General features: G+C 65.9%; 7 protein-coding genes. 4 read left to right on the forward strand and 3 right to left on the reverse strand.

Annotation, left to right across the window (positions count from 1 at the left end; genetic code table 11):
- Positions 1-10: 10 nt before the first annotated feature.
- Together AB7531_RS30680 and AB7531_RS30685 are read right to left on the reverse strand one after the other, a co-directional pair.
- Positions 11-17041, reverse strand: a complete 17031-nt coding sequence (locus AB7531_RS30680) for a leukotoxin LktA family filamentous adhesin (protein ID WP_441280217.1) — start codon at positions 17039-17041, stop codon at positions 11-13.
- A 71-nt stretch (positions 17042-17112) separates the two neighbouring features.
- On the reverse strand, positions 17113-17868 hold the full coding sequence (locus tag AB7531_RS30685; protein WP_063986535.1) for a hypothetical protein: 756 nt from the start codon (positions 17866-17868) through the stop codon (positions 17113-17115).
- A gap of 295 nt (positions 17869-18163) precedes the next feature.
- Between AB7531_RS30685 and AB7531_RS30690 the strand changes: the two genes are divergently transcribed.
- Both AB7531_RS30690 and AB7531_RS30695 read left to right on the forward strand, forming a co-directional pair.
- Positions 18164-19195: an ABC transporter substrate-binding protein gene (locus AB7531_RS30690; protein WP_063984444.1), complete on the forward strand. Its 1032-nt coding sequence runs from the start codon at positions 18164-18166 to the stop codon at positions 19193-19195.
- On the forward strand, positions 19192-21930 hold the full coding sequence (locus AB7531_RS30695; protein WP_063984445.1) for a hybrid sensor histidine kinase/response regulator: 2739 nt from the start codon (positions 19192-19194) through the stop codon (positions 21928-21930). The genes AB7531_RS30690 and AB7531_RS30695 overlap by 4 nt, the downstream gene beginning before the upstream one ends.
- Here the strand turns inward: AB7531_RS30695 and AB7531_RS30700 are convergent.
- Entirely contained in the window at positions 21875-22780 is a 906-nt protein-coding gene (locus AB7531_RS30700; protein ID WP_063984446.1) for a LysR family transcriptional regulator, read from the reverse strand. The genes AB7531_RS30695 and AB7531_RS30700 overlap by 56 nt on opposite strands.
- Before the next feature lie 129 nt (positions 22781-22909).
- Here AB7531_RS30700 and AB7531_RS30705 point away from each other — a divergent pair, with 129 nt between their 5' ends.
- Positions 22910-23848, forward strand: a complete 939-nt coding sequence (locus tag AB7531_RS30705) for a ring-cleaving dioxygenase (RefSeq protein WP_063984447.1) — start codon at positions 22910-22912, stop codon at positions 23846-23848.
- Positions 23845-24471 (forward strand): alpha/beta hydrolase, encoded by a 627-nt coding sequence (locus AB7531_RS30710; RefSeq protein WP_063984448.1) that lies wholly within the window; start codon positions 23845-23847, stop codon positions 24469-24471. Before AB7531_RS30705 ends, AB7531_RS30710 begins: the two co-directional genes overlap by 4 nt.
- Positions 24472-24501 lie beyond the last annotated feature (30 nt).

Consider the following 24501-nt stretch of genomic DNA (forward strand, 5'->3'; position numbering starts at 1 on the left):
CCGAATCTCGTTACCATGCCTGTGCGAGACGGCCAACGGACGGCTTCGCCGTCTCGACCGCCGCATCCTTCCAGCCCGGGCGACCCACGCGCTGCCCCTGACGGCGCAGCTTGCGCAGGTCGCTCAGTCCCTCGATGTTGACGGCGGGACCGGAGCCGATGGTCTCGACCGGACGCGGCGTCAGCAGCGCATCGAGCCGCGCCTGGCCGGAGAGACCGAGCAAATAGAACGTCCCGCCATCCTTCTTCGCGAGCCAGGTCTCGATGCTCTCCTTGCCCTCGCCGTCGACCGGGATGTTGCGCACCATGCTGGCGCCGGTGAAGTCGTAGCAGCAGGTGTGCGTCGGCCCGTAATTGGTGACGCTCGCCGAGACGTCGCCGGTGTAGAACACCACATAGGCGTTGCTGACATTGGCGTTGCCGACCTGGCTCATCGTGAACACGCCGCCCGGCTGGTAGAGCTGGAGCGTCGGCCCGTTGGTCGGCGCCAGCGTCCGGTTGTTCAGGAACACCTGCTGGGTGGCGGTGGTGAGCATGAGCTGGCCCGGGACATAGCCGTTCAGGATCGTGACCGCATGCGCGTCGGTCCAGAAGTTTGCGTCCACCACCCTGAACTGGTTGACGATGATGCTGTCCGGATCGATCGAGATGTTGGCGGATTTCGCGACGCCGCCGTTATAGCCGGTGATGTTCATGATCAGCGGGATCGCGGGATTCGAACGGATCTGCTCGCCCCTGACGTTGATCGTGTCTGCCGCCAGGTCGAGCTCCCTCACGACGCTGACCCAGTTGATCGTCAGGTCACCCGACGACGTCATCTTGACGATGTCGCCACTGATCCGGTCGAACGAGACCGATCCGGCCACATCGAAACGCGTCTCGCCGTTGGCGGTGATCGATCCGCCGCGGAGCGAGCCCGTGTCGGACTTGACGTAGAGGTCGCCGGCATCGCCCGGGATACCGGTCGTGGTAAGCTGGCTGAAGACGATATCGTTGACGGCATGCAGGGTCTGCGTGCCGCCGCTGATGGCGGTGCCAACGGTGATCCCTCCGGCCGTCGCGGTGACGTCGAGCGTGCCGCCCGCGCTAAGATTATCCCAACGAACGACGGTGCCGCTCAGGACTGCGTTGCCGGTCGTGGCCGTGAGGTTATGACCGGTGTTGGTCCCCGCCGCGATCAGCCTCGCCGAGCCATTGGCAGAGACCGAGCCGAGCGTCGGCACGCCGCCTGACATCACCGTCTGCGCGAGGATGAAGCCGTTGTCCGCGTTGACGTTGATGCTGCCGGCGTCGCCGTTGATGCCCGTCGTCGTCAGCGCGTTGAACGTCACGTTGTCATGGGCGTGGATGGTCTGCGTGCCGCCGCTCTGCGCGGTCTGGAACGTGATGCTGCCCTGGCTTGACGTCACGCCCAGCGTCGTGCCGACATTGAGGACATTCCAGTTGACCGGACCGCTCGCGGTCAGCAGGCCCGAGCCGGTCGTGGCGGCGAGCGTGTTACCGGTGATGGTCGTGGCCGCAAGCAGCGTCGCCGAGCCGTTGGCCGAGACCGAGCCCTGGCTCGTCACGCCGCCAGACGTCACCGTCTGCGCCAGGATGAAGCCGTTGTCGGCGGTGACGTTGATGCTGCCGGCATCGCCGGTGATGCCGGTCGTCGTCAGCGCATTGAACGTCACATTGTCATGGGCGCGGATGGTCTGCGTGCCGCCGCTCTGCGCGGTCTTGAAGGTGATGCTGCCCTGGCTTGCCGTCGCGCCCAGCGTCGTCCCGGCGTTGAGCGTGTTCCAGTCGATCGGGCCGGTCGCGGTCAGCACGGCCGAGCCGGTCGTGGTGGCGAGCGTGTTGCCGGTGACGGTCGTCGCCGCGAGCAGCGTCGCCGAGCCGTGGGCCGAGACCGAGCCCAGCGTGGTCACGCCGCCCGACGTCACCGTCTGCGCCAGGATGAAGCCGTTGTCGGCGGTGACGTTGATGTTGCCGACGTCGCCGGCATTTCCGGTCGTCGTCAGCGACTTGAACGTCACATTCTGGGTCGCGTGGACCGTCTGCGAGCCGCTGCTGTCGGCGGTCCCGATGACGATGCTGCCGTTGTTCGCGACGGCAGTGAAGCTGCCGCTCGCGCCGGTCGCCGTGCCCGCCAGCACCTGGTCGAGCGTCAGCGCGCCGGTGCCGATGATGTCCACGTTGCCCTTCACCGCGGAGAGCAGGCTCGCCTCGGTGTCGGTCAGCGCCTTCAGGTGGATGCCCCCGGCGCTCGCGCTCGCCGACAATTGTACGGCGTTGAAGGCGAGCCGGCTCGTGGCACTTCCGATACCGTTCGATGCACTCAGCGACAGCTCGGCGCCCGCGCCGGATGCGACGAACTTGGTCTGGCCGTCGCCATTGTCGATGATCGCGCCCAGCGAAGCCACGCCACCGGCAGTGACGATGATCGAGGGCGCGTTCGAAGCCGCCGCATAGGACAGCGACGAATTCAGCTGGCCGATCGTCGTATCGCCCGTGGTGGTCACCGAGATCAACCCGGCCGCGTTGATGGCCGAATAGGCGCCCATCGTCAGCGTCGCGGCAACCAGGGTGACGCCGTCCGAGCTGCTGGCCGCAACCACCGGCGCAGCGCTGGTGCCAGCCCCGAAATTCATGCCGCGGTTGGCGAGCAGCTGCATCAGGCCGCCGCTGGTGATGTCGGCATTGACGGTGAGCCCGCCGCGCGCAGCGTTGAGGGTCAGCGCGCCGCCGGCCGTCAGCGTCCCATAGGTGCCGCTGGTGCCGACCATGAGATCGCCAGTGACGGCGAGGATGCTGAGGTCGCCGACCGCAGAGCCGGTCACCGCGCCGGAGATATTCACCTGCAGCGGCTGGAAGGTCGAGCCGTTGAAGCCGATGTTGCCGCCGGCGCGCAGATCGAGGTCGGCGCCCAGGATGTGGATCGCCGTACGATCGGTGAAGCCGGCCTCGGCATAGATGCTGCCGGTCGCGGCGAGCTGGATCGCATTGCCGGCGGCGATGTTGCCGAGAATGAGATCGCCGGTGGTCTGCTTCAGGTAGATGCCCTGCGCCGACGAGACCTGGTCGAGCTGGTCGTTGGACGGATCTGCGAACGCGATCTGGAGCGCGTTCGTATTGCTCGCGGGGTTGCTTCCGGCGGTCCCCGAGGGGGCACCGACATTGCCGTGCTCGGCGATCAGGGTCAGGTTGCCGATATCGCCTGATATCACGGCCCCGCTTGCGTTGGCGGAGATGCTGTTGACGGCGTCGAGCTTGACGTCGCCGCGGCCGGTCACCTCGATGCCGTTGGCCTGCGCGGCCGCGATCGGGCCGTAATTCGCGGTGACGCCGCCGAGCGCGAGGCTGTTCTTGCTGCCGAGATAGATATTCGTCAGCGCCTTGGCCGAGATCGCGATCGGGTTGTCGACGACGACGAGGTTCTGCTGCGACAGGCTGACCGTATAGGTCGTGACATGGGTCGTCGGGTCCGTGACCGCGCCGACGGTGAGCTGGCCGGGACCGGCGGTGGCGAGCAATCCCCTCTGCTCCGGCGTCAGCGACGAGGAATCGACGCTGGTGAAGGAGAACGTCTGGGGCGCTGCCGAATTACCGACCGAGCCGCGCGGCGCGTAGAGCATGATCTGGTTGGCGCTGACATTGGCGACGACGTTCTCGTCGATCGGCGGCGGCGCCGCGCCGACGGCCGACGACGACACCGTGTAGGCGAGCTGGCTCTGCGTCCACTGCGAGCCCGCGGTGATGATGCTGTAGACCCGCTCGGTCGATGCGAGCGTGTAGCTGTAATTCACATTATAGGCGCCAAGCGCCGTCTGCAGCGCCGTATTGCTCGGCATGCGCTGATTGGCTGTCGCCACGCCGTCGAACAGCTTGGTGAACAGGGTCGACGACAGCGAGCTGCCGAACACGGTCCCCAGCGGATCTGTGGGCGCGCTGCCCAGCAACGTCGTCAGCGAGGTCCTGAGCTCGTCGGTGCTGATCTTGCCGAGCAGGAACTGGTCCCTCAGGAACCGCGTCGTGGCCTCGGTCTTCATCTGCGTCGTCGTGACGTTCGCGGGATCGATGCCGAGCTTGGCAGCCACCTGCGCCCGCAGCACCGTCTGCCCCACCGAGGTCGGGTTGTAGGTGCTGCCGTTCGGGAAGGCGATGTTCTTGAGCTGGAAGTAGTCGTTGTAGGCCGACGTCACCATCGACTGGTAGCTGTTGACGGCGTTGGTGGCGGCATTGCCGCTGAGCAGGTCGAGGCTCGCCTGAACGTCCTGAAGATGCTGGCTCTGCGCCTGGGTCAGACCAACCGCCGCCCGGCCGTTCAGGATGTTGGCCGGGTTGTTGTCGGAGCCCGCCGCCTCAAGGAAGACCGGGCCACCGGTCGACTGGACCGTGCCGAGGCGCAAATCGCCCTTGGACTGGATGATGTAGGTGCCGGTGGCCGAGGCGCTGTCGAGAACACCACCATCGACGCTGCCGTTGGCCTGAATCGTCCCCGTCGCCTGGATCACCAGCGGATTGATGTTGGTCAGGGTGGATGCACCATTGACGACGGCGCTCTTCGCGCCGATCGCACCGGAGGTGGAGTTGATCTCGATGTTCTTGCCGATCACGACGGGATTGGCGACGTTGTAGGCGGACGCCGAGTTGATGTCGCCGGTCGCCGAGAGGAAGACGCTGCCCTGCGGCGTCGCGCCTGCCGAGTTCACCTTCACCTGGTTGATCGACAGCGCGCCGATGGCCGAGATCGCGATGTCGCGGTCGATCGAGCTCGCGGTCAGGCTGCCGCCATAGAGCTGCACCTGGACGGGCGCCTTGGTGGTGCCGAGCGTGCCGATACCGCCGTCACCCCGAAGCGTCACGCTCGTCCCCGAGATCACCGGGTTGTTGGCATTGGCGGCGACCGTGATGGACGAGTTGGCGCCGGTGGCGGCAAGCGTCGTCGTGCCCTGCTGGTTGTTGATCGACCCGTTGATGACGATGCCCGAGGTCGAATTGACCACGACGTCGCTGCTACTGCCGCCGATGAACTTGATGTTGATCGGGTTCGACGCCTTGACCGTGTTGGTCAGCGTGAGCGTCAGGTGATCATAGATCGCCTGGTACCAGTTGTACTGGGCGTCCGCGCCGCAGCACGCGTTGGAATGGGTGTTGAGTCCAACGGGGCTCCCATCCGGGTTCACGCCTCCCGCCCAGTGATAGCTGCCTGTGGCGGTGGTGACTTTCTGATAGTTGCTGCTCTGCGTGCCTGAAACCAGGTTGGTCGAGCGGGTCCAGTTCTCGCCGGTGACCTGATTGGGCGTGAAGCTCCAGCCGTAGTCGAACTGCGTGCTGGTGGGTAGACGATCCAGCGTCGCGGTGTCGACCCATTGATAGAGCATGTTCTCCTGCGTCCGGTACTGGACGCCCGCCGTACCGGTCCTGGCCGTAAGCATCGACGGGTCGATCGCGGCCGCAGTGACACTGTTGGTCTCGTACCGCGACACCTGCTGACTGCTTGCAGCCTTGGGATCGTAAACCCACCACGTCGTCTTCCCCTTGAGCTGGTCGACGATCTCGACCACGCTCTGGGCAGTGACGCTGGTATTGATGGTGTTGGTGACCAGCTGGAGCCCGCTGGTGTTGTTGACGGTGACCGTGCCGGCGCCGCCTTTGATCTCGATGTTACCCTGGGTCTGGGTGCTGTCGGTCGAGGTCGAGATGATCTTGCCGTTGAGGTAGACGTAGCCGCCGGCGCCCTGCGCCACGCCATTCAGGATGAGCTGGTCGGTGAGAGCGTTGTACCTGACCCCGATCTTGGCGTCGCCGCTGGCCGACGCCGTCACGGAGCCCGAGATGTCGTAATAGACGCCGTTCCGCGCATTGGCCTGGGCCGCGGCAAAATCCGCGCCGCCGTTGCGGTTCTTGAGGCCGTTGCTGCCGTAGATGGCATCGTACGCCGCGGCGCCGATGTCGACCGAGTAATTGCTGCTCGAGCCGGCCTGGATGGTGCCGTTGATGTTGATCACCGACGCCGAGATGATGACCGCCTGGCCGCTGATGGTCCGGGTGGCAGTCGCGGTGGCCGGCGCGTCCGCGGTCTTCGGCGTGATCGCATCCGGCTGGATGTTGATCACCTGGAAGAAGCCCGAGCTGTCGCAGGCTGACGCACAGTTGAACGGCGTCTTGTACGGACCGCTATCGGTGTAGACGTTGCGGCCGTCATAAGTCGTTTTCTTCCACTGCGCGAGCACGACATTGGACGAGTCCTGCGACTGCCCCTCGATGATCTTGAGGGTCGCGATGTCAGGCACGCTGCCGGCATCGGGAGTGCTGGTGTTCCCAGGCGTACCCCTGCCCACCGGCAGGAAGATCGATGAATAGAGCGAGGTGCCGTCGTAATACGTCATCAGCATGCGCGCGGTGAAGATCGTGCTGGCGTCGGCGTTGCCGACGGGTTGATACACGCCGTGGCTGCCGTCGGTGCAGCAGTAATAGAAATAGGGGTGATCGGTTCCCGAAGCGATATGCGGAGCGGTATAGTAGTCGCCGTAGGCGCCGAGATAGGTCGCCGCCGTCATCACCGCGGTCAGCGTGTCTTCCGGCCTGTTTTCAGTGGTGGCCCATTGCGAGGTGACCGCGCTGCCGCTGTCGTAGAAGCTCCCGATACCGCCGAGGAAGGTGAAGGTGCCTTTGGGCACCACGATCTGGACGGTCGCGGCACTGAGCGACTGCGATGCGACGACGCTGCCGAGATTGTTGATGATCTTGAGCAGGCCGTTCGCGTTGTTGACGGCGCCGTTGAAATAGATGTCGGGCGTGCGGGTCAGCACGTTGCCGCTCTGGTCGATGCCTTGACCGGAGTCAGGATCCAGGCGGTTGTAGGTGGCCGAGACGTCGATGACCGGCGTCGCGCTCGGCATCGCGGTGAAGGTCACATTGGAGTGCGAATCCGGGTCGACATGGTCGATCTGGCGGTAGGTGATGTTGCCTCCGGTCACATCTGTGACCGTGAGGTTGGCCAGGCTCATAAAGTCGAGGCCCTTGTTCTCGATCTTGATCAACGGCGAGCTGCGCGCGATGACCGCGGGCGCGGCCGGGTTCGTGCCGCTGTTGCCGGTGAGCTTCTGGGCCAGGATCGAGACGTTGCCGGCGGACACCATGATGTCGCCGAACGCGAAGGCGTTGCCGGGCGCGTCGGAGGTAAACGGCGCCTGCTTGATCAACGTGTCGATCTGGCGCTGCTTGTCGCCGGTCGGGTCGGTGCCGGTCGGCGACATGCTGGCAGGCGCCGTGGGCGTCGCCGCCGCGAGCTGGGAGCGGACCTGCGCCTCGGTCAAGCCGGTCAGCGACGCCAGCTGGTTGACCACCAGCTGGTAAGGATTGAAGTTGCCGACGACGGCATACTGGACCGTCTGATGGTTCCAGCTCATCACCGGGCTCAAGTGATTGACGTCAGAGACGAGCTCGAGGACCGACGAAGAGCCGTTTGTCAGCAGGGAATAGGGACTGGTCGTGCTCAGTGTCGGCGCGGTCGCACCGAGCTCGATCGTAATCGTCAAATCGTTATTGACGCCCGCCACCACCAAGCCGTTGAGCGCGACATCGCCGGTTCCGCTGGTGTGGCTGTGGTTGTCGCTGTTCTTGGCGCTGAAGATGTCCAGATACGGATTGTAGTTGCTGCCGTTTCCGGCCGCCGTGACCTGCCCTTGCGTTGCACCGAGATAGATGTCGCGCGCGCCGAGGATGCTCGAGGTGGGGGCCAGCGTTAGGCTCGTGGTGTCGTCGGCATTGGCCGTGCCGCGATAAAGCGTGGAGATCGGAACGGCGGTATTGTTGTAGACGACCGTCGTCGCCGTCGCCTGCACGCTGCTGAAGACGGTGCCGTCGCCGGCGAGGCCCGCGTAGATGGTGATGTCGCGCCAGGCCGCGATCTTCGCGTTGTCGCCGACATTGACGGACTGGTTGGCGTGGACCCAGCTGTTGGTGCTGGCGCCGACGCCCGCGATCGCGCCGTAGAGGCTGGCATTGGCGTTGTTCGCCGCCGCCATCTTCGCGGCCGTGCCGATATAGATCTTGCCCACGCTGAACAGCTCGCGGGCATTGATGTTGACCGCGAGCGTGGCGTTCGCCGTCATGTTGGATTCGGCGCCGCCGCCGGCGAAGAAGCTGGCCGTGGCGAGGCTCGCCGTATCGTTGGTGTTCAGCGTGTTGTAGGCCTCGATATTGATGAACGCCGCCGACGTCCGCGGATCGCCGTTGAGGCTCAGCACCGTGCCGGCGCCGATATTGGTGGTGACGGTCTGGGTGACGTGGGAGTCACTGAGCGCAGCAGCCCCCGAGAACGAGCCGCCTGAGCCCGAACGTGCGCCGCCGCCGCCCTGGGTGACGATGTCGTTGGAGATGACGACCATGTTGCCGCCCGCCGAATTGATGATCAGGTGGGTTCCGATCTCGGCAGTGGTGGTCGAGTCGACGTCGTTCTGCGCCTTGCCGGCGGAGACACCGGCCGTCGAGGCCTGATAGGCGTCGCCGCTGGCGGCGTAATTCGTGGTGTGCTTGGCATTGATGCGGAGGCCGCCGAAGTAGAGCGTGTCGTCCGTCGCGCCACCGTCGAACCGTGCGTTGGTCACGGCGGTCGAGCTGGTCGTCGCGACCGCCGCCGCGCCGGCATAGGTGCCGCCCGCGCCGACCGTCGCGTTGGACACGTTGGTGTCCGTGCCGGTGGCCGTGATCCGGAGGATGCCCGTGTAATTGCTGTGATTGAGATTATCCATATCGGCGGGCGCACCCAGATAGGCATAGGTGTGCGCGTTCGACGACGTTTGCGCGACCGTCGCACCGAGCGCCAGGAAGCCGCTCGAAAGGCCCGTCCCCTCGGCGTATTGGGCGCTGTCGTTCTCGGCCGCGATGGTGACGTCGGCGTTGGGAAGCCGGATCCCCGTCCCGCCATAGGCGCTCACCGTCGCGTTCTCGGACGCCACGGCAAGGCTGCCCTGTGCGCCGATCAGCGAGCCGCCGCCGCCGGCGAGCGCCTTGGCCCACGTCGTGGTGCCGACGGTCGGAACCAGCGCCATGGCGGTTACCGCGAGCGCACCGCCCGAGAAGCTGACGTTGTCGCCGACATCGGCCGTAACCGTGGCGCCGACCGTGGACTTGGCGATGGCGACGCCGACGGCACCGCCACCGACCGAGACGCCGATTGCCTCGCTCGACAGGTTGGGCGCGATCGACGCCGACACCAGCGTGCCGACGCCGGCCGCCGACGTCGTGATCGAGGCACTGCTGCCGATCTCCGCCAACACGGACGAGTTCTCGTGGGCCTCCGCATCCGCACCGACGCCCGCGACGATGCCGCCGCCAAGTGCTGTGGACGTCGTGGTCAAGGTGCCGGCGCCGCTTGCTCCAACTGCCAGAGTCGTGACGTTGACGGTGGAGCCGTTCAGAACCCTCGCAGCGACCGAGCTCGTTCGGCTTGCCGACGCGACCGAAGCGCCGACAGCCACGGCGCCGCCGGTGACGCCGCCGGTGAAGACCACCTGGGTCGTCGAATCCTGCGCCATGACGGCGGCGCCAGTGCCGGTGCCGCCCGTGCCGGTGATCTGGCCGCCAAGCATCGCCACCACGGAGTTGCTGACATTGCCGACCGCGACAGCCGCATCGGCGCCGAAGTAGAGCGCCGCACCGCCGGCGATCGCCTCGGTGTCGATGGTCTTGCCGGCATAAGGTCCGGTGGTCGCGTCCTTGACCACCGCCGCAACGGTGACAATCGGTGCCGAGATGGCCAAAGGCGTATCTGCGGCCACCAGCACGCCGGAGCCGTTGCGTCCGTAGTCACTCAGATTGGCGAGCACGGTGCTGTTGAAGCTGGTGTAGCCAATGCCGGCCCCGATGCCGACATTTTTCGCAAAGCCGGCGCCGAGCAGATACATCTTGGCCGCATTGGCGCTGGTGGCAGTGACATTGACCTGCGTGCCCGTGACGTTGCCGCCAGCGATCTGCGCGACGACGGCGTCGTTGCCGCCGCTCAGCACGCTGCTGACGTCGTAGGTCGAGCTGACGTTGGCATTGTTCGGATTGCCGGCCGTGCCGCTGGCGACCGCGTTGCTGCCTTGCGTGTGGTTGGTGCCGTTGTTCACGGACGCGATGGTGCCGTTGTTGCCCTGATTGAGCTGGCCGGTCTGCTGGCCCTGGGTGTCCGCATCGGCGGTGTTGGTGCCGATGATGATGACTCCGACCGTCGCGCCGATACCGACGCTGCCGCCGATGCCCGCGGTGACCGCGTAGGACAGCACCTCCTTGGTGCTGAGCGCATTGACGTTGATCGCGCCAGCCGAGTTCAGATTACTGTTGCGGCTTTCTGCAATGGTCTGGCTCTTGAAGCTGATGACGTTGGCGGCGGCGCCGATGCCGACCCCTGCCCCGCTGGCGCCAACCGCGAGCGCCCCCGCGATCTCCTTGATCGCCACGTCCTCGGTCGCGTTGATGGTGACCGCGCCGGCCGCACCGCCCGTCACCGATTGTAACGTGGTGTCGTAGACGCCGGCGATGGTGGTGTTGTTGGCGATCTCGATGTTCGCCATGCCGGCGATCGCCGCCGTGCCGGTCGAGAGCGCACCGCCGATCGCATAGGCCTCGAAGCGATTCTTGGTGGTGGCCTCGACGTCGAGCGCGCCGCTCAGATTGAGCGCGGTCGTGTGTGCGGCGCCATTGCCCTGATAGTGGAATTCGTCGCCGACATAGGCCTCGGTCCGGTTCGAAGAGACCTGGACCAGGAACGCCGCGCCGATCGCGGCCTGGCTGCCATAGGCCCCGGAGCCGTTCGCGGAGAAGATGCCGGTGTTGTTGGTGGCGTTCACCGTCAGCGATGCGGCCGTCAGCGCGCCACCATCGACATAGGCTTCCGTCGTCGCCTGGAAGACGTTCAACCCGACCGAGCCAGTGTTGAAGCCGATCGCGATCGAGGACGCGTCCTGCTCGGCATTGGCCTTCACGGTGACGGCGCCGACCGTCGCGCTCGACGACTGCACGCCGCCGACAGTCGAATTGGTGATGTAGGCGAACGTTCCGCGCTGCATCGTGGTGCTGATGATAGTGGCACCGCCGCCGCCGTTGCCGGTCGGAGCCACGATGCCGGCACCGAACGCGCCGGAATAGGAGAAACTCGACGCGGCAACCTCGATCTGCGGCGCCAGCGTCGACGAGGTCAGGCGTGTGTCGATGGAAGCACTGTCGATATAGGCCCTGGTCTCCCCGCTCATCACGTTGGTGATCGGGTTGATCATGATGGCGATGCCGCTGCTCGCGGCGACCGACGCGACGTTGGTCACGACCGCCTGGTGCGAACTCGCGACCACGGCAAGGCCGCGCAGGATGTCCTGGTTCTCGGAGAGATCGGGCGTCGAGTCGGTCGGCGCGTGGGCGGCGCCGAGATCGAAGGCATGCACCAGCGTGCCGTTGTTGACCGACAGCGTATCGGTGGTGCTGGTCCCGAGCGCGTCGACCTTGGTGCTCGCCCCGCTGATATAGGCCGCCGTCGTCCCGGTAATCTGATTGGTGACCAGCGAGCCGGCACCGCCGGCAGCGCCCTTGCTGATCGACACGGCACCCGCAAACACGGCCGCCTTGTCGTTGTTGCCGGCGATCACCGCGACGTTGTTGGTCGCGGTGACGTCGGCGCCGTTGATCCCGTTGGTGCCGGCGGCGGTGATGCTGGCGGTGACGTTGGTGCCCATCAGATTGGTGGCGACCGAACCGGCCAGCCCGACCTGCGAGGACATCGCGATACCGACGGCGACGGTCGAGATGCTGGCGTTCGAGTTCGCACCGACCGCGACATTGCCCGAAGCGGTCAGCTTGGACCCGGTCACGCCAGCGCTGACGTTGTTGGCGATGCTGCTGTAGACGAGCGCAAGGCCCGCCGCGCTGCCCTGCGTCGAGGCGCCCGCGACGGCGGCAGTTCCGATAATGCTGGAATTGTCGGTCGCGTTGACTGAAATGTTGCGGGCCGTGACGGACGATTGCGTCGTGCTGGACAAATTGTTGCCGATGGCCGCCGAAACGGTGTTGGCGATCGAGCTGATCGTGGTGCCGCCGACGCCGGCGAACTGGCCGGTCGCAAGGCCGAAGCCGATCGTGACCGCCTGGATCTTGGAGGAATCCACCGCGCTCACGCTGACATTGCCGTTGCTGCCGGCCGTCATCAGGACGTTGGCGATATAGGCCGAATGCGTGGTCGCGATCGTGTTGTAGACGATCGAGGCGCCGACATTGTTCTTGCCGGCCTGGATGAGGCCCGCAACGGAGACGATGCTGGCGCCCGGACCGTTCCCCGTGCCGTCGTTGAGCGCAGCCGCGCTGAAGTCGATGCAGTTCTGCCCGCCCGTGCCACCGGCGACCGTGCAGGTATCCGACGCGAGAAGATTGTTGTTCGACTTCTTGACGAGGTTGCCGAGCGCAGTGTCGAGCGCCGACACCGCGCCGCTGTCCGCCAGCACCGTCACGCGGCCGACATTGATGCTCACCGTCGAGCCGCTGTTGATATAGGCTGTCGTGGTCGGCGTGATCTCGCTGACGACGATCGCGCCGGCAAGTCCGTTGGCGCTGGCCCCGCCCCCGCCTGAGGCCGCACCGGCCGCAATCACGCTGGCGCTGTCGGCCATCACCAACAGGGTGTCGTAATTCGAGATCGCCGTGCTGCGGATATGCGCATCGGTCGCGTTTCCGCCCGTGGGATCGGCGATCGAGGCATAGGTCAGCCCGATGCCGACGCCGGCCTGACCGCCCGAAATATAGAGCGAGCCGCCGCCGATCGCGATGTTCGTGGTCTGGTAGGCGTCGACCTCGAGCGCGCGATTGACGCCGCTCGCCTGCCCCGTGATCGTCGAGCTCTCGATATAGGCGTTGGCGCTGTCGGTGATGATGCCGACCGAGGCCGACAGCGACGCCGCGTTGGATTTCGATCCCGCCACGCCGATGGCGACGACGGTCTCCGAGCCGCCATTGAGCGCCTGCACCGTCACCGAACTCTGGTTGTTCATGGTGGTGCCGTAGATATAGGCGAGCGTCGCATTGTTCGACATCGCCGCCGCGATCGCGCCGCCGATCGCAGCCCCCGTGGCGGACCCTCCGGCCAGATTGAGCGCCGCCGAGCCCGAACCATTGTTGAGCATGGTGTCGTTCAGCGCCTGAACGATCGTGTTGGTCAGCACGGCGCCGGTCGTGGTGTACTTGTTGACCGTCGTGTTCCTGATATAGGCGCTTGTGCGGAGCGAGACGTCGCTCACCGACGAGCTGCCGGCGAGATCGAGGCTGAAGCCGCTGGTGCTCGATCCCGAGGTCGAACCGATCTTGCCCGCCGCCGTCGTCACGCCGGCTGCGCCTCCGGTCGAGGCGGCGCCGGCAGCGCCTGCCTTGTCGGAGAAGCTGGACGATGCCGGATCGGAGACGGCTGCTGCGACGGCGGCCGCGGTGATGCGTCCCGAAGTGGTCGCGCTGAGTGTCAGATTGTCGACATTGACCGCCCCGCTTCCGCCGCTGGTGCCGGCGAACGGATCGTTGGCGCTGAACACGCCGGGCCGGATGTCGGAATGGTTGTCGCCGATATAGGCGGAGGTGTCGGTGTTTGCGCCGAGATAGGCGACCGACAAGCCGACCGCCGAACCGCCGCTCCCGTTATAGCTCATCGCGCCGGACAGCGTCACGACCGACAGATCCTGCTGCGCCAGAATGCCGACGGTCGGGGCATAGACGGTGGCCTGGCTCGAGATCGACGCGTGCGTCGAGTTGTTCAGGAAACCGAGCGAAGTGATGCCGTTCAGCGCCAGCGTGCCGGCAGCCTTGCCGGACGACGGTGCGACAGCGACGAACCGGTCGGAAGTGATCGCGTTGACGGCGATGTCGTCCGCCGCACGCAGCGTCGCACGGTCCGAAACGCCGGCGATGGTATTGGTGTTGAACTGGACGAGATTGAGCGCGCCGCCGACGGAGGAGCCGCCCGAGGTGTTGCCGAACAGGAAGCCGAGCGTGCCGACATTGCCGGCGGCGTCGATCGACGCCGTGGTCGTGGTGGCCGCGATCTGGAGGCTGGCGTTGTAGGTATGGACGTCGCCATTGTCCATCCCGACCGACCAGCCGGTGCCACTGCCGCAGGCCGCGGTCGCGCAGGTTGTCGTCAGGCTCGCGCTGCCGGCCACCCACGCCGTCGTGTTGTTGTTCACGACGAAATGGTTCAGCGAACCGGCGATGCCGATCGTGTCGCCAGCGTCCGCGGTGGCATTGGCGTAGCTGGTCAGGATGTTGCCGCCGACGCCGAGATTGCCGTTGAGGTGGCTCAGCACCGCGCCCAAACCATCCCACTTCAGCCAGGTGTTGGTGATCGGCAATTCGGTGGTGGCATCGACGGCGATATTCGCCGCGTTGACCAGGGTTCCGCCGCCGATATAGGCGTTCGAATTGTGGGTGAAATTGCCCCAGGCGACGGCCGCGCTGATCGCGGTGCTCTCGCCGGACACCGGGTCCTTCGTGATCGCGCTGGACGTCGCATTGCTGCGAACGCCGCGATCGATGACGTTGCTGGCGACGGCGACGTTGCCGCTGGCATAGATGCTCGGCGCGCCGCCGCTCGGATTCTGCGCGATCGCAGCGGTTGCGCTCTGCGTGCTGTTGGCCAGCGAGAGCGCGCCTGCGACTTTGAAATCGAAGCTCAACGGCATCAGCGAGCCCATATGGTCCCTGATGATCGACGTCGGCGCGGTGACGGCACGCAGTCCTCTTTCGATTGCCGCGATCAGTGCCGGGAGGCCGGCGATGGACGAAGCCATCGTGGAATTGAGCGTGGTATCGGACGTCGCTTCGACCAGAACGGACCCGTTCATTCGGTTGTTGACATCGGTTCCGAGCGATGCGCCGAGCGTTGCGGTCGCGGATGTCGTGATGTCGCTGATGGCGAATGCCCCGCCGACGGCGCCGCTCGCCCCCGTCCCGGGTGCCGCCACCGACGTTGCGCTGGTCGAGAACGAGTTGTTGTTAATCGCGCGCACCTTCAGGGTGCTGCCGCTCGTGTTCACCGTGCCGGCAGCAATATGCGCGCCGGTCGCGACGTTTGCGGTCGTCGTCACCGATCCCGTGGAATAGGCCACCGTCGGGACAATCTGCGCACTCGTCGACGCCGCGAGGGCCGAGATGGCGATGGTCGCATCATTGAGCGCCTTGATCTCGAGGTTGCCGCCGGCGTTGACCGTCGCGCCCGAGGCCACGTTGGTCGTGGCAGTGCCGTCGATCTTGCCGACGACCACGCCGGCCGCGACCGGCGTGAGGCTGCCGAGCAAGGTGGAGGCGACCGCCGGATCCGACGCGGTCTCCGTGGCGTGTGCGGAAATGGTCACATCGCCGCGCCCGTTGATGTCGGCATGGCTGTTGATGTTGATGGTCGCCGTGGCGCTCGCCGCGACATAGCCGCCATTGAGCCCGAGCAGCGAGGCGGCAAGCGTCGAGCCGACAAGCGCGAAATCACCGGCCACCGAACCGTTCAGGAAACTCGACACGGCCGTCGAGGTCGCGCTGATCGAGACGATGCCGCCGGTAATCTTGCCGTCGACCGTGATCGACGTCGCGGCGGTGGCCTGGCCGGACAGCTTGATGTCGCTCGCCGTTGCCCTCAGCGTCACGTTGCCGTCGGCGTAGGTGGTCCCGCCGAAGTTGACCGACTGGGCCAGGATCTGCGCGCCATTCATGATCTCGATGTTCGGCGCGTCGATGATGACGTTGTTGGCGTTGCCGGTCGAATGGCCGGAGCCATCGAGACGGCGGGCATCGATCATCGCATGCGCGGCGAGCGTGATGGAATGATCGGCCTGGATGAGGTAGTCGGCACCGGCGCTGAGCCCGGCGAGCGCATTCACGATGGAGCTGTTCGACAGCGTCACGCCGGTGTCGCCCTGAGCGGCATCACCCACGACCACGTCGGTCGGGTCGATCAGCAGCGTGCCGGCCTTGCCGTTGTCCGCACTGAGGTCGACCTTGATGCCTTTCCCAATGTCGATGATCCCGTTCGCGCTGAAGTCGACGAGACCGGCATTGCCCGTCTTCGCGCTGGCATCGAACCTGGCGCCGCCCGCGACGGTCAGGTTCTGCGCCGCCTTCAGGCGGATCTCTCCGGCATTGCCGTTTGCGCTTGCGATGTTGAGATTGGCCTTCTTGCCGACATCGATGTTGTTGCCGGCCTGAACCGTGATGTTGCTCGGCGTCGCGCTCTTGCTTTGCGCGGTGAGACGCCCGTTGACCCTGGCATTGTTGACGGCGCCGATATGGATCGAGCCGTTGCTCACGGTAATCGCGCTGGCGCTGCGCAGGCCCTTGGAGTTGACGGAGGCTGCGAACTTCGCGGCGTGGTCGAGATTGGCGATGTCGCGCTGGGTGGCGCCGCCGACAAAGACGTTCTGCCCGGTCAGGCGCACGCCGTCGATCGCGTTGATGCGGCCATAGATACGGATGTTGCCGTCGGGCGAGACCGGAAACGACCCGGCCATCAGGTTGCCGACCGCCGACTGGTTGATCGCCCCGCCCGCGCCAATCAGGCTGTCGGTGAACTCGCGCGTCGGCGTCGAGACGTTGAGGCTGCCGACATTCACCGTGCCGCTGCGGCCGACCACGAACCCCTTGGGGTCGGCGAAATAGACGTTACCGCCGATCGCGCCGTTCATGTAGGAGTTCAGCGTGCCATTGACGTAGACCGGGGCGTCGCGAACGATGTTGACGAGGTTCTGCGTGCCGGTCGGCAGCTGCAGATTGACGGTGTTGCCCTGCCCGACGCTGAACTGCGAGAACGAGTTGAAGGCGTTGTTGCCCGAAATCGTCGACGTCGTGACGTTGGTCACGCTGCCGGAGGTTTGCAAGGACGTGCCCGTGCGCCCATCCGGGGTGATGACGTTCGCCGTCTGTGCCTGCAGGCGGACGCTGAACACCGGCAGGAAGACCATCTGCATCGCGCAGAGCAGCGACATCGAACGGAAGCGTGCCAGCCCCCGCAGCGTCGTCAGCCCGTCGTTGTGTCGCGTCGCAGATGGTCCGCGCATGTCATATCCTCTTCATCGGCATTGGCGCCGATCCACAACCGGGTGGGAGAATGTCGTGAGGTCGTCCGGCATCAGAACTGGCCGGGCGGCAGCTTGAAGATGTCGGGGCTCTTGGCGTCGGCCACGTAGAACAGCAGCAGGCTGGTCGGGGTCAGCACACGCTGGTTGTTCTCCTTGTTCTCGAACGTGCCCTGCAGAAGCAGGATCACCGAGCGATCCTTGGCGTCGCTGCCACGGAACATCACGATGCCGCCGGCGACGGGCATGTTCATCGCGATCGAATCGGGCTTGAAGCCTTCGCCCATGAAATGGGCGCGCAGGATGTTGGCGTTGGAGAACAGCTTCTCCGGCGTCATCGCCGTGTCGGTCCCTTTCGACCAGACCGCGCCGATCTGGATCAGCGACTTGGACTTGTAGCCGAACACATAAGAGAGCTCGGCAGTCCCGCCGTTCGGCAGCAGCTCGGGAACGGAGAGCAGCAGGCTGTGCGTCAGCTCGGACGCGTTGTCCTGCGCCCTGATCGCGTCGGGCTTGGCGCTGAAGTCCTTGGTCATCGCCGCGCGCACGTCGGATTCGTTCATGCCGAATTTGGCGGAGCGGAAGCCGTCGATCGCCTTGGCCGTCTTGTCGTCCGCACCGGCGGTCGGCGTCTCGGTCGCAGCAGCGACCGGCGCACCGGCGGCGGCAGCCGGCGGCGCACCGGCAGCGGCGGCTCTGGGTGCCGGCGCAGCCTTCTGCTTCGGCACTACTCCCTGAGCCGCGAGCGGCCCGGCTGCAACTGAGGTCAGCAGGCCCACGAGGGCCGGAAGAAGATAGATTTTGCGCATCGACAACCTTCGAAACAAACCTGAAACAACGCTTCAAAAAATCAGCCGCTCAGAAATCGACTTCTCCGAACCGTCGTCTCAACGAGACGGAAAATGTTGCAACGCCACAATGCGTTGCAGATCGTCACGGAGCAGACAAAGCTCGAAACAGCGACTCTTTGGCGGGGTAGGAATACGGTATCGGACTGCCGAATGCTGCGAATGAACATTCATAAGCGCATTTTTTCATCAATTGTGGACACCGCCCTTTCGCGTTAAGCATCCGGTTGGGACAGACCATCGTGCAAAGAATTCCATGACCGAACGGCCTTCCGCGTTCGCGCTCGATCGCCGCGGCTTCATTCGCCTCGCAGGCACAACCGCTGCAGGCTGGATTGCGCTCGGCGCAACGTCAGATCGCATGCGGATCGTTGCCTCGCTGACGGGATTGCCGCTCGACGACGAACTGACCAGACGGAGCATGACCGACAGCCCGACCTCCCGCCTGGGTGGTCTCATCGTCGGCTTGAGACAGCGAGGCTGGGTCGAGGGCGTCAACTTCCGCCTCGAACTTCGTTCGACCTTCGGCGGACCGGACAAGCTCAAGACCGCGGTCCAGGAGTTGCTCGAGCTCAAGCCGGACGTGATCCTGACCGGCTCGACCATCGAAACCGCCGCAGTCTTTGCCGCCACCAAAACCATCCCGATCGTTTTCGCGACCGCCAACGATCCGGTCGGCAACGGCTTCGTCGAAAGCCTCGCGCATCCCGGCGGCAACGTCACCGGCTTCACCAACAGCACCGCCGAAATGGGCGGCAAATGGCTTCAGCTCATCCGCGAGGCGGTGCCGGATCTCGCGCGCGTCGGCGTCCTCTTCAACCCGACGACCACGCCTCGCGCCGGGCGCTTCTTCCTCGACTCGATCGAGCGGGAGGCCGCGACCTCAGGGGTGTCCGTGACCCCCGCGCCCGTCAACGCGCCAACGGACATCGACGAAACCATCAGGCGCTTTTCCGAACCGCCCAAGGCGGCGCTGGTTGCGCTGGTCGACAGCTTCCTCGTGGTCCACCGTCAGGCGGTCGTGGCGGCGGCGGCCAAGCATCGCGTCCCCACGATCTATCCGTTCCATTATTTCATGGATGCGGGCGGACTGATGAGCTACGGGCCGACGCTGGAGGTGCGCTCGGCCGATTACGTCGATCTCATCCTGCGCGGCACCAAGGCCGGGGATCTTCCGGTGCAATCGCCGCGGAAATACGAACTCCTGATCAACCGCACGGTCGCCCGCTCGCTCGGATTGAACATTCCCTTCACGCTGCTGGCGCGCGCCGACGAGATCCGCGAGTGAACGAGGCGATCGACCAGGGACATTTGCGGACGCCCCCGGGCCGGTTGTTCCGAAAATATCTCTACTCGATCGTCGCCCTCGCCTTTGCCGCGCTCGCCATCAACACCGGCTTCGACGTCTGGTTCTCCTATCGCGAGCAGAAGCAGCTTCTCGCGGCGACCCAGCGCGAGCAGGCAGCAAGCGCGGCCATCCAGATCGGCCAGTTCATCGGCCAGATCGAAAGCCAGATCAGATGGCTCTCGCGGCTGCCTCCGGAGCTGTCGAGCAACGAAGACGACCGCCTGAACGCCATCCGGCTCCTGCGCCTCTCGCCGGCGATCGCGGAAATTGCCGAGCTCGATTCGCAGGGCCGCGAGCAGGTGCGCGTGTCGCGCCGCGTCGCGGACAGGGTCGGCAGCAAGGCCGATCTCTCGGCCTCGCCGGCCTTCCGCGGTGCCAATGAAAGCCGGGCCTATTACGGGCCAGTGTACTTCCTCGGCGACACCGAGCCGTTCATGACGCTCGCCACGCGCGGGACCGGGCGGAATCCCAATGTGATCGTGGCCGACGTCAATCTGCGCTTCATCTGGGACCTCGTCGCCGGGATCAGGGTCGGCAACACCGGCAAGGCCTATGTGGTCGACCGCATGGGAGTCCTGATCGCGCATCCCGATCTGTGGCCGGCGCTGCAACGGACCGATCTCTCCGGGCATGCCGACGTGCGCGCCGCACTCGACGGCGTGGGGCCGCCTTCGGGCGGCCTGGTCAAGGGGGATCTGTCAGGCCAGCGCGTGCTCTCGACCTATGCGACGGTCCCCTCGCTCGGCTGGCTGGTGTTCGTCGAGCTTCCGCTCAGCGAGGCCTACGCTCCGATCTATGCATCGATCGGACGCGCGACGTTTCTCCTGGTCGTCCTGCTCGCCTGCGCGATCCTGGTGTCCCTCTGGCTGAGCCGGCGCATGACCGTGCCGATCCAGATCCTGACGCAGGGCGCGCGGCGGATCGGCAGCGGCGATCTCGGCCTGCGGCTCGCGATCAAGACCGGCGACGAGCTGGAAGCGCTCGGCGACCAGTTCAACCGGATGGCCGCTCACTTGCGCGACTCCTATGCGACGCTCGAGCGCAAGGTCGTCGAGCGGACCGCCGAACTCGAAAAGACCCGCGATCAGGCCCTGGCCGAGCATGACGCGGCCGAGCGCGCGCGCAGGGCCGCCGTGCTGGCCAACGAGACCAAGTCGCGCTTCCTCGCCGTCGTCAGCCACGAACTGCGCACGCCGCTGAACGGCGTCATGGGCGTGCTGCAGCTGCTCGACGACGGCAGCCTCGGCGAGGCCCAGCGCCGCCACCTCGCGACCGCGGAGGCATCGGGCGAAACGCTGATCGCGCTGGTCGATGCCATCCTGGAATATGCCCGCCTCGAGGCCAGCACCGAAACGCTGGAGACGCGCGACTTCCGCCTTCACCAGCTGATCGAGACCGCCGCGGAGCTGATGTGTCCGCAAGCCTTCGGCAAGGGCCTGACCTTCGACCTCGCCTGCGATGCGACGGTCGACACATCGGTGCACGGCGATCCGGTCAGGCTCAACCGCATCCTGCTCAATCTGATCGGCAATGCCATCAAGTTCACCCCGCACGGCGGAATTGCGCTCGCGGCGGCCGCCGAGCAACGCGACGATCATGTCCTGCTGCGCATCACCGTTCGCGATACCGGCATCGGCATTGCGCCCGACATGCACGAGCGCATCTTCGACGATTTCGTCCAGGCCGACGACAGCATCGCGCGGCGGTTCGGCGGCACCGGCCTCGGACTCGCGATCGCGCGCCGGCTCACGCGCCTGATGCGCGGCGAGCTGACGGTGGAGAGCACGCCGGGCGCGGGCAGCACGTTCACGCTTCAGGTGCCGCTCGGCCGCGCCGCAAGCGGCGTGGCGCAAGGCGCGGTCCCGCCGCCGTCGCGGCAGCTCCGCGTGCTGCTGGTCGACGACGATCCCGTCAATTGCGAGGTCGGCGAAGCCATTCTGAACCGGCTCGGCCATCGCGCGACGATCGCGAGAGACGGCGCTTCGGCCATTGCGCTCGCCCGCGATCAGGCGTTCGACATCATCCTGATGGACCTGCACATGCCCGACATGGACGGCGTCGAGGCGGCGTCGCGGATCGGCAAGCTCAATCTGCCGCGGATGCCGCGCATCATCGCCGTGACCGCCGACGTCTCCTCCAGCGCCCGCGAGCGGCTCGCAGGTGCCGGCATCGCCAAGGTCGTCAGCAAGCCGATCCTGATCAACGCGCTGCGCGAGGCGATCGAGGACGCCCCGGATGAGCCGGCCGCCGCGCAACTCGCTGCAGGCGCATTGATCGACCGGCATTTCCTCGACGACCAGCGCGAGCTGCTCGGCCCCGCGCAAATCGAAAAGCTCCATCATTTGCTGGGGGAGACCAGCGGCAAGCTGATCGCAGAAATCGCCAAAGCCGCCGCGGCCGGCGATCACGCGCAGTTGGCGCGGCTCACGCACCAGCTCGGCAGCGCCGCCGGCGCGCTCGGCCTCGTCCGCCTGTTCGAGCGCAGCCGCGAGATCGAGCTGGCGGCGCCCTCGATGTCGCCACCCGAATGCCAAAGCGCCGCGCGCGATCTCGCCGCACTTCGTGAGGCGTCGATGAGCGCGCTCGACGATCTGCTTCGGCCCGCCGAGCAGCGGTCGGTTACTGCACGCCCGCCTCCTCCTCGCGCGCAAACCGCTCCACCAGAAAATCGATGAACAGCCGCACCTTCACCGACAGATGCCGCGTCGGCGGATAGACCGCGTACAGCGCGAGCGGCGGTGCAGAATAGTCGTCCAGCACCGTACGCAGCTCGCCTCTCCTTAAAGCGTCCGCCGCGATGAACTCCGGCAGCAGCGCCAGCCCCCTGCCCTTGATCGCGACGTCGCGCAGCACTTCGGCATTGTTGACGCAGAGCGACCAGGCCGGCTGGATCCAGTGATCGCCGTCGCTGCCTGTGAGCTTCCACTGGTTGCCGGTGAGCAGGAAGCCATAGGTCAGCGAAGCGTGCTCACGCAGATCCTGCGGATGCTTTGGCGTGCCGTGACGCGCGAGATAATCCGGCGAGGCGCAGATCATGCGCGCCACCGGCATGATTTTTCGTGCGATCAAACTCGAAGATTCCAATTCCGCGATCCGCAACGTCACGTCAAAGCCGTCCTGCACGGGATCGAGCAGATCGTCGCTGAGCACGATCTGGAGCTGAAGCTCGCCATAGCGCGCCATGAAATCGGCCAGCACCGGTCCAAGCCGCATGGTGCCGAACGACATCGGCGCGTTGACCCGCAGCAATCCCCGCGGCGCCGACTGGGCCTGCGCCACCGCCTGGTCGGCGGCCTCGATCTCCGAGAGGATCACGACCGCGCGCTCGAAGTAGCGCTGGCCGTTCTCGGTCGGGCTGGCGTGGCGGGTGGTCCGGTTCAGGAGCTGGACGCCGAGGCTCTCTTCGAGGTCGGCGATGTATTTGCTGATCGCCGAGCGCGACAGCCGCAGCTGCCGGCCGGCTTCCGCAAAACTGCCGCTTTCGACCACCTTCACGAAGGCCCGGAGGCTGGCGACCTTATCCAAGGGCCGGCCCCGGCGATTGTTTCCAAATCGTAGACATAGACGTCATATTTGCATGGATTGTCTCCAATCCAAAGCGGAACGATATTTCCACCCAGAGCAAGACCGCTCCCCGACTTCTGGAGGACGACAATGTCTGGACTGCACCACGTCACCGCGATCGCCGGCGATCCCATCCGCAATTTCGGCTTCTACACCCGGGATCTCGGCCTGCGCTTCGTCAAGAAGACGGTCAATTTCGACGATCCCGGCACTTACCACTTCTATTACGGCGACGAGACCGGCCGCCCCGGCACGATCCTAACCTTCTTCCCCTGGGCCGGCGTGCCGGCCGGCCGCCGCGGCGTCGGCGAGACCCATCAGACCGCCTTCCGCGTGCCGCAGCGCTCGCTCGGCTACTGGACGCAGCGCTTCACCGAGAAGGGCATCGCCTACGAGGCGCTGGAGAAGCGTTTTGGCGAGTCCGTCCTGCCGTTCACCGACCCTGACGGCATGGCGCTCGCGCTTGTGGGTGTCCCCGGTGCCGAGGACGAGCCCGGCTGGAGCAATGGCGACGTCCCGGCCGAGCACGCGATCCGCGGCTTCCATGGCGTGACCTTGCTGCTCGACAGCGCGGCGAAGACGGCTTCCGTGCTCACCGACGTGTTCGGCTTCAAGGAGACCGGACGCGAGGGCTCGGTGATCCGCTTCAAGGCGCCGGGCGATGCCGAAGGTAGCGTCGTCGACATCTACGAGGCCAAGGGCTTCTTGCGCGGACATCAGGGCGGCGGCTCCGTCCATCACATCGCCTTCCGCGCGGCCGATGACGCCGAGCAGGGCCGGATGGCGCAAAAGCTCGTGAGCAATCACGGCCTGCATCCGACCGAGCAGAGGGACCGCAACTACTTCCGCTCGATCTACTTCCGCGAACCAGGCGGGGTGCTGTTCGAAATCGCGACCGATATCCCCGGCTTCGCCGTCGATGAGCCCGTAGCAACCCTGGGACGTGATCTGAAGCTGCCGAGTTTCCTCGAAGCGCAGCGCAAGCAGATCGAAAATGTTCTGCCGAGCCTGGAAGAAAGCGCGTCATGACCGAGAGCACATTCATCCATCGTTTCGAGCCCGCGACCAACGCGGGCTCCCCTCCGCTGCTGCTGCTGCACGGCACCGGCGGTGATGAGAACGACCTGCTCGGGCTCGGCAAGATGATCTCGCCCGGCTCCGCGCTGCTCTCGCCGCGTGGCCGCGTGCTCGAGCACGGCATGCCGCGCTTCTTCCGCCGTCTCGCCGAGGGCGTGTTCGACGAGGACGACGTGCGCCGGCGCGCGCTGGAGCTCGGCGACTTCATCGCGGATGCGCGGAAGCAATACGGCATCGCCGCGCCTGTTGCGGTCGGCTTCTCCAACGGCGCCAACATCGCAGCCGCGCTGTTGCTGCTGAAGCCGGACGTCCTGGCCGGCGCGATCCTGCTGCGTGCCATGGTGCCGCTGTCGGATCCGCCGAAGGCGGAGCTTGGCGGCAAGCCGATTCTGCTGCTGTCCGGGCAGGCTGATCCGATCGTGCCAGCGAGCAATTCGGCAAAGCTTGCGGCGCTGTTGTCGGAAGCCGGCGCGCGTGTCGACCACAAGGTCCTGCCGGCAGGCCATCAATTGTCGCAGGCCGACGTGACGCTGGCCCGCAACTGGATCGGCAGCGTCGACGCCAAAGCGGCATGAACCAACGAGCGGCGCATCGTTTCACGAACG

Origin of the sequence: Bradyrhizobium sp. 63_E2_N1_3, assembly GCF_052076005.1 — a bacterium.
GTDB lineage: Bacteria > Pseudomonadota > Alphaproteobacteria > Rhizobiales > Xanthobacteraceae > Bradyrhizobium > Bradyrhizobium barranii.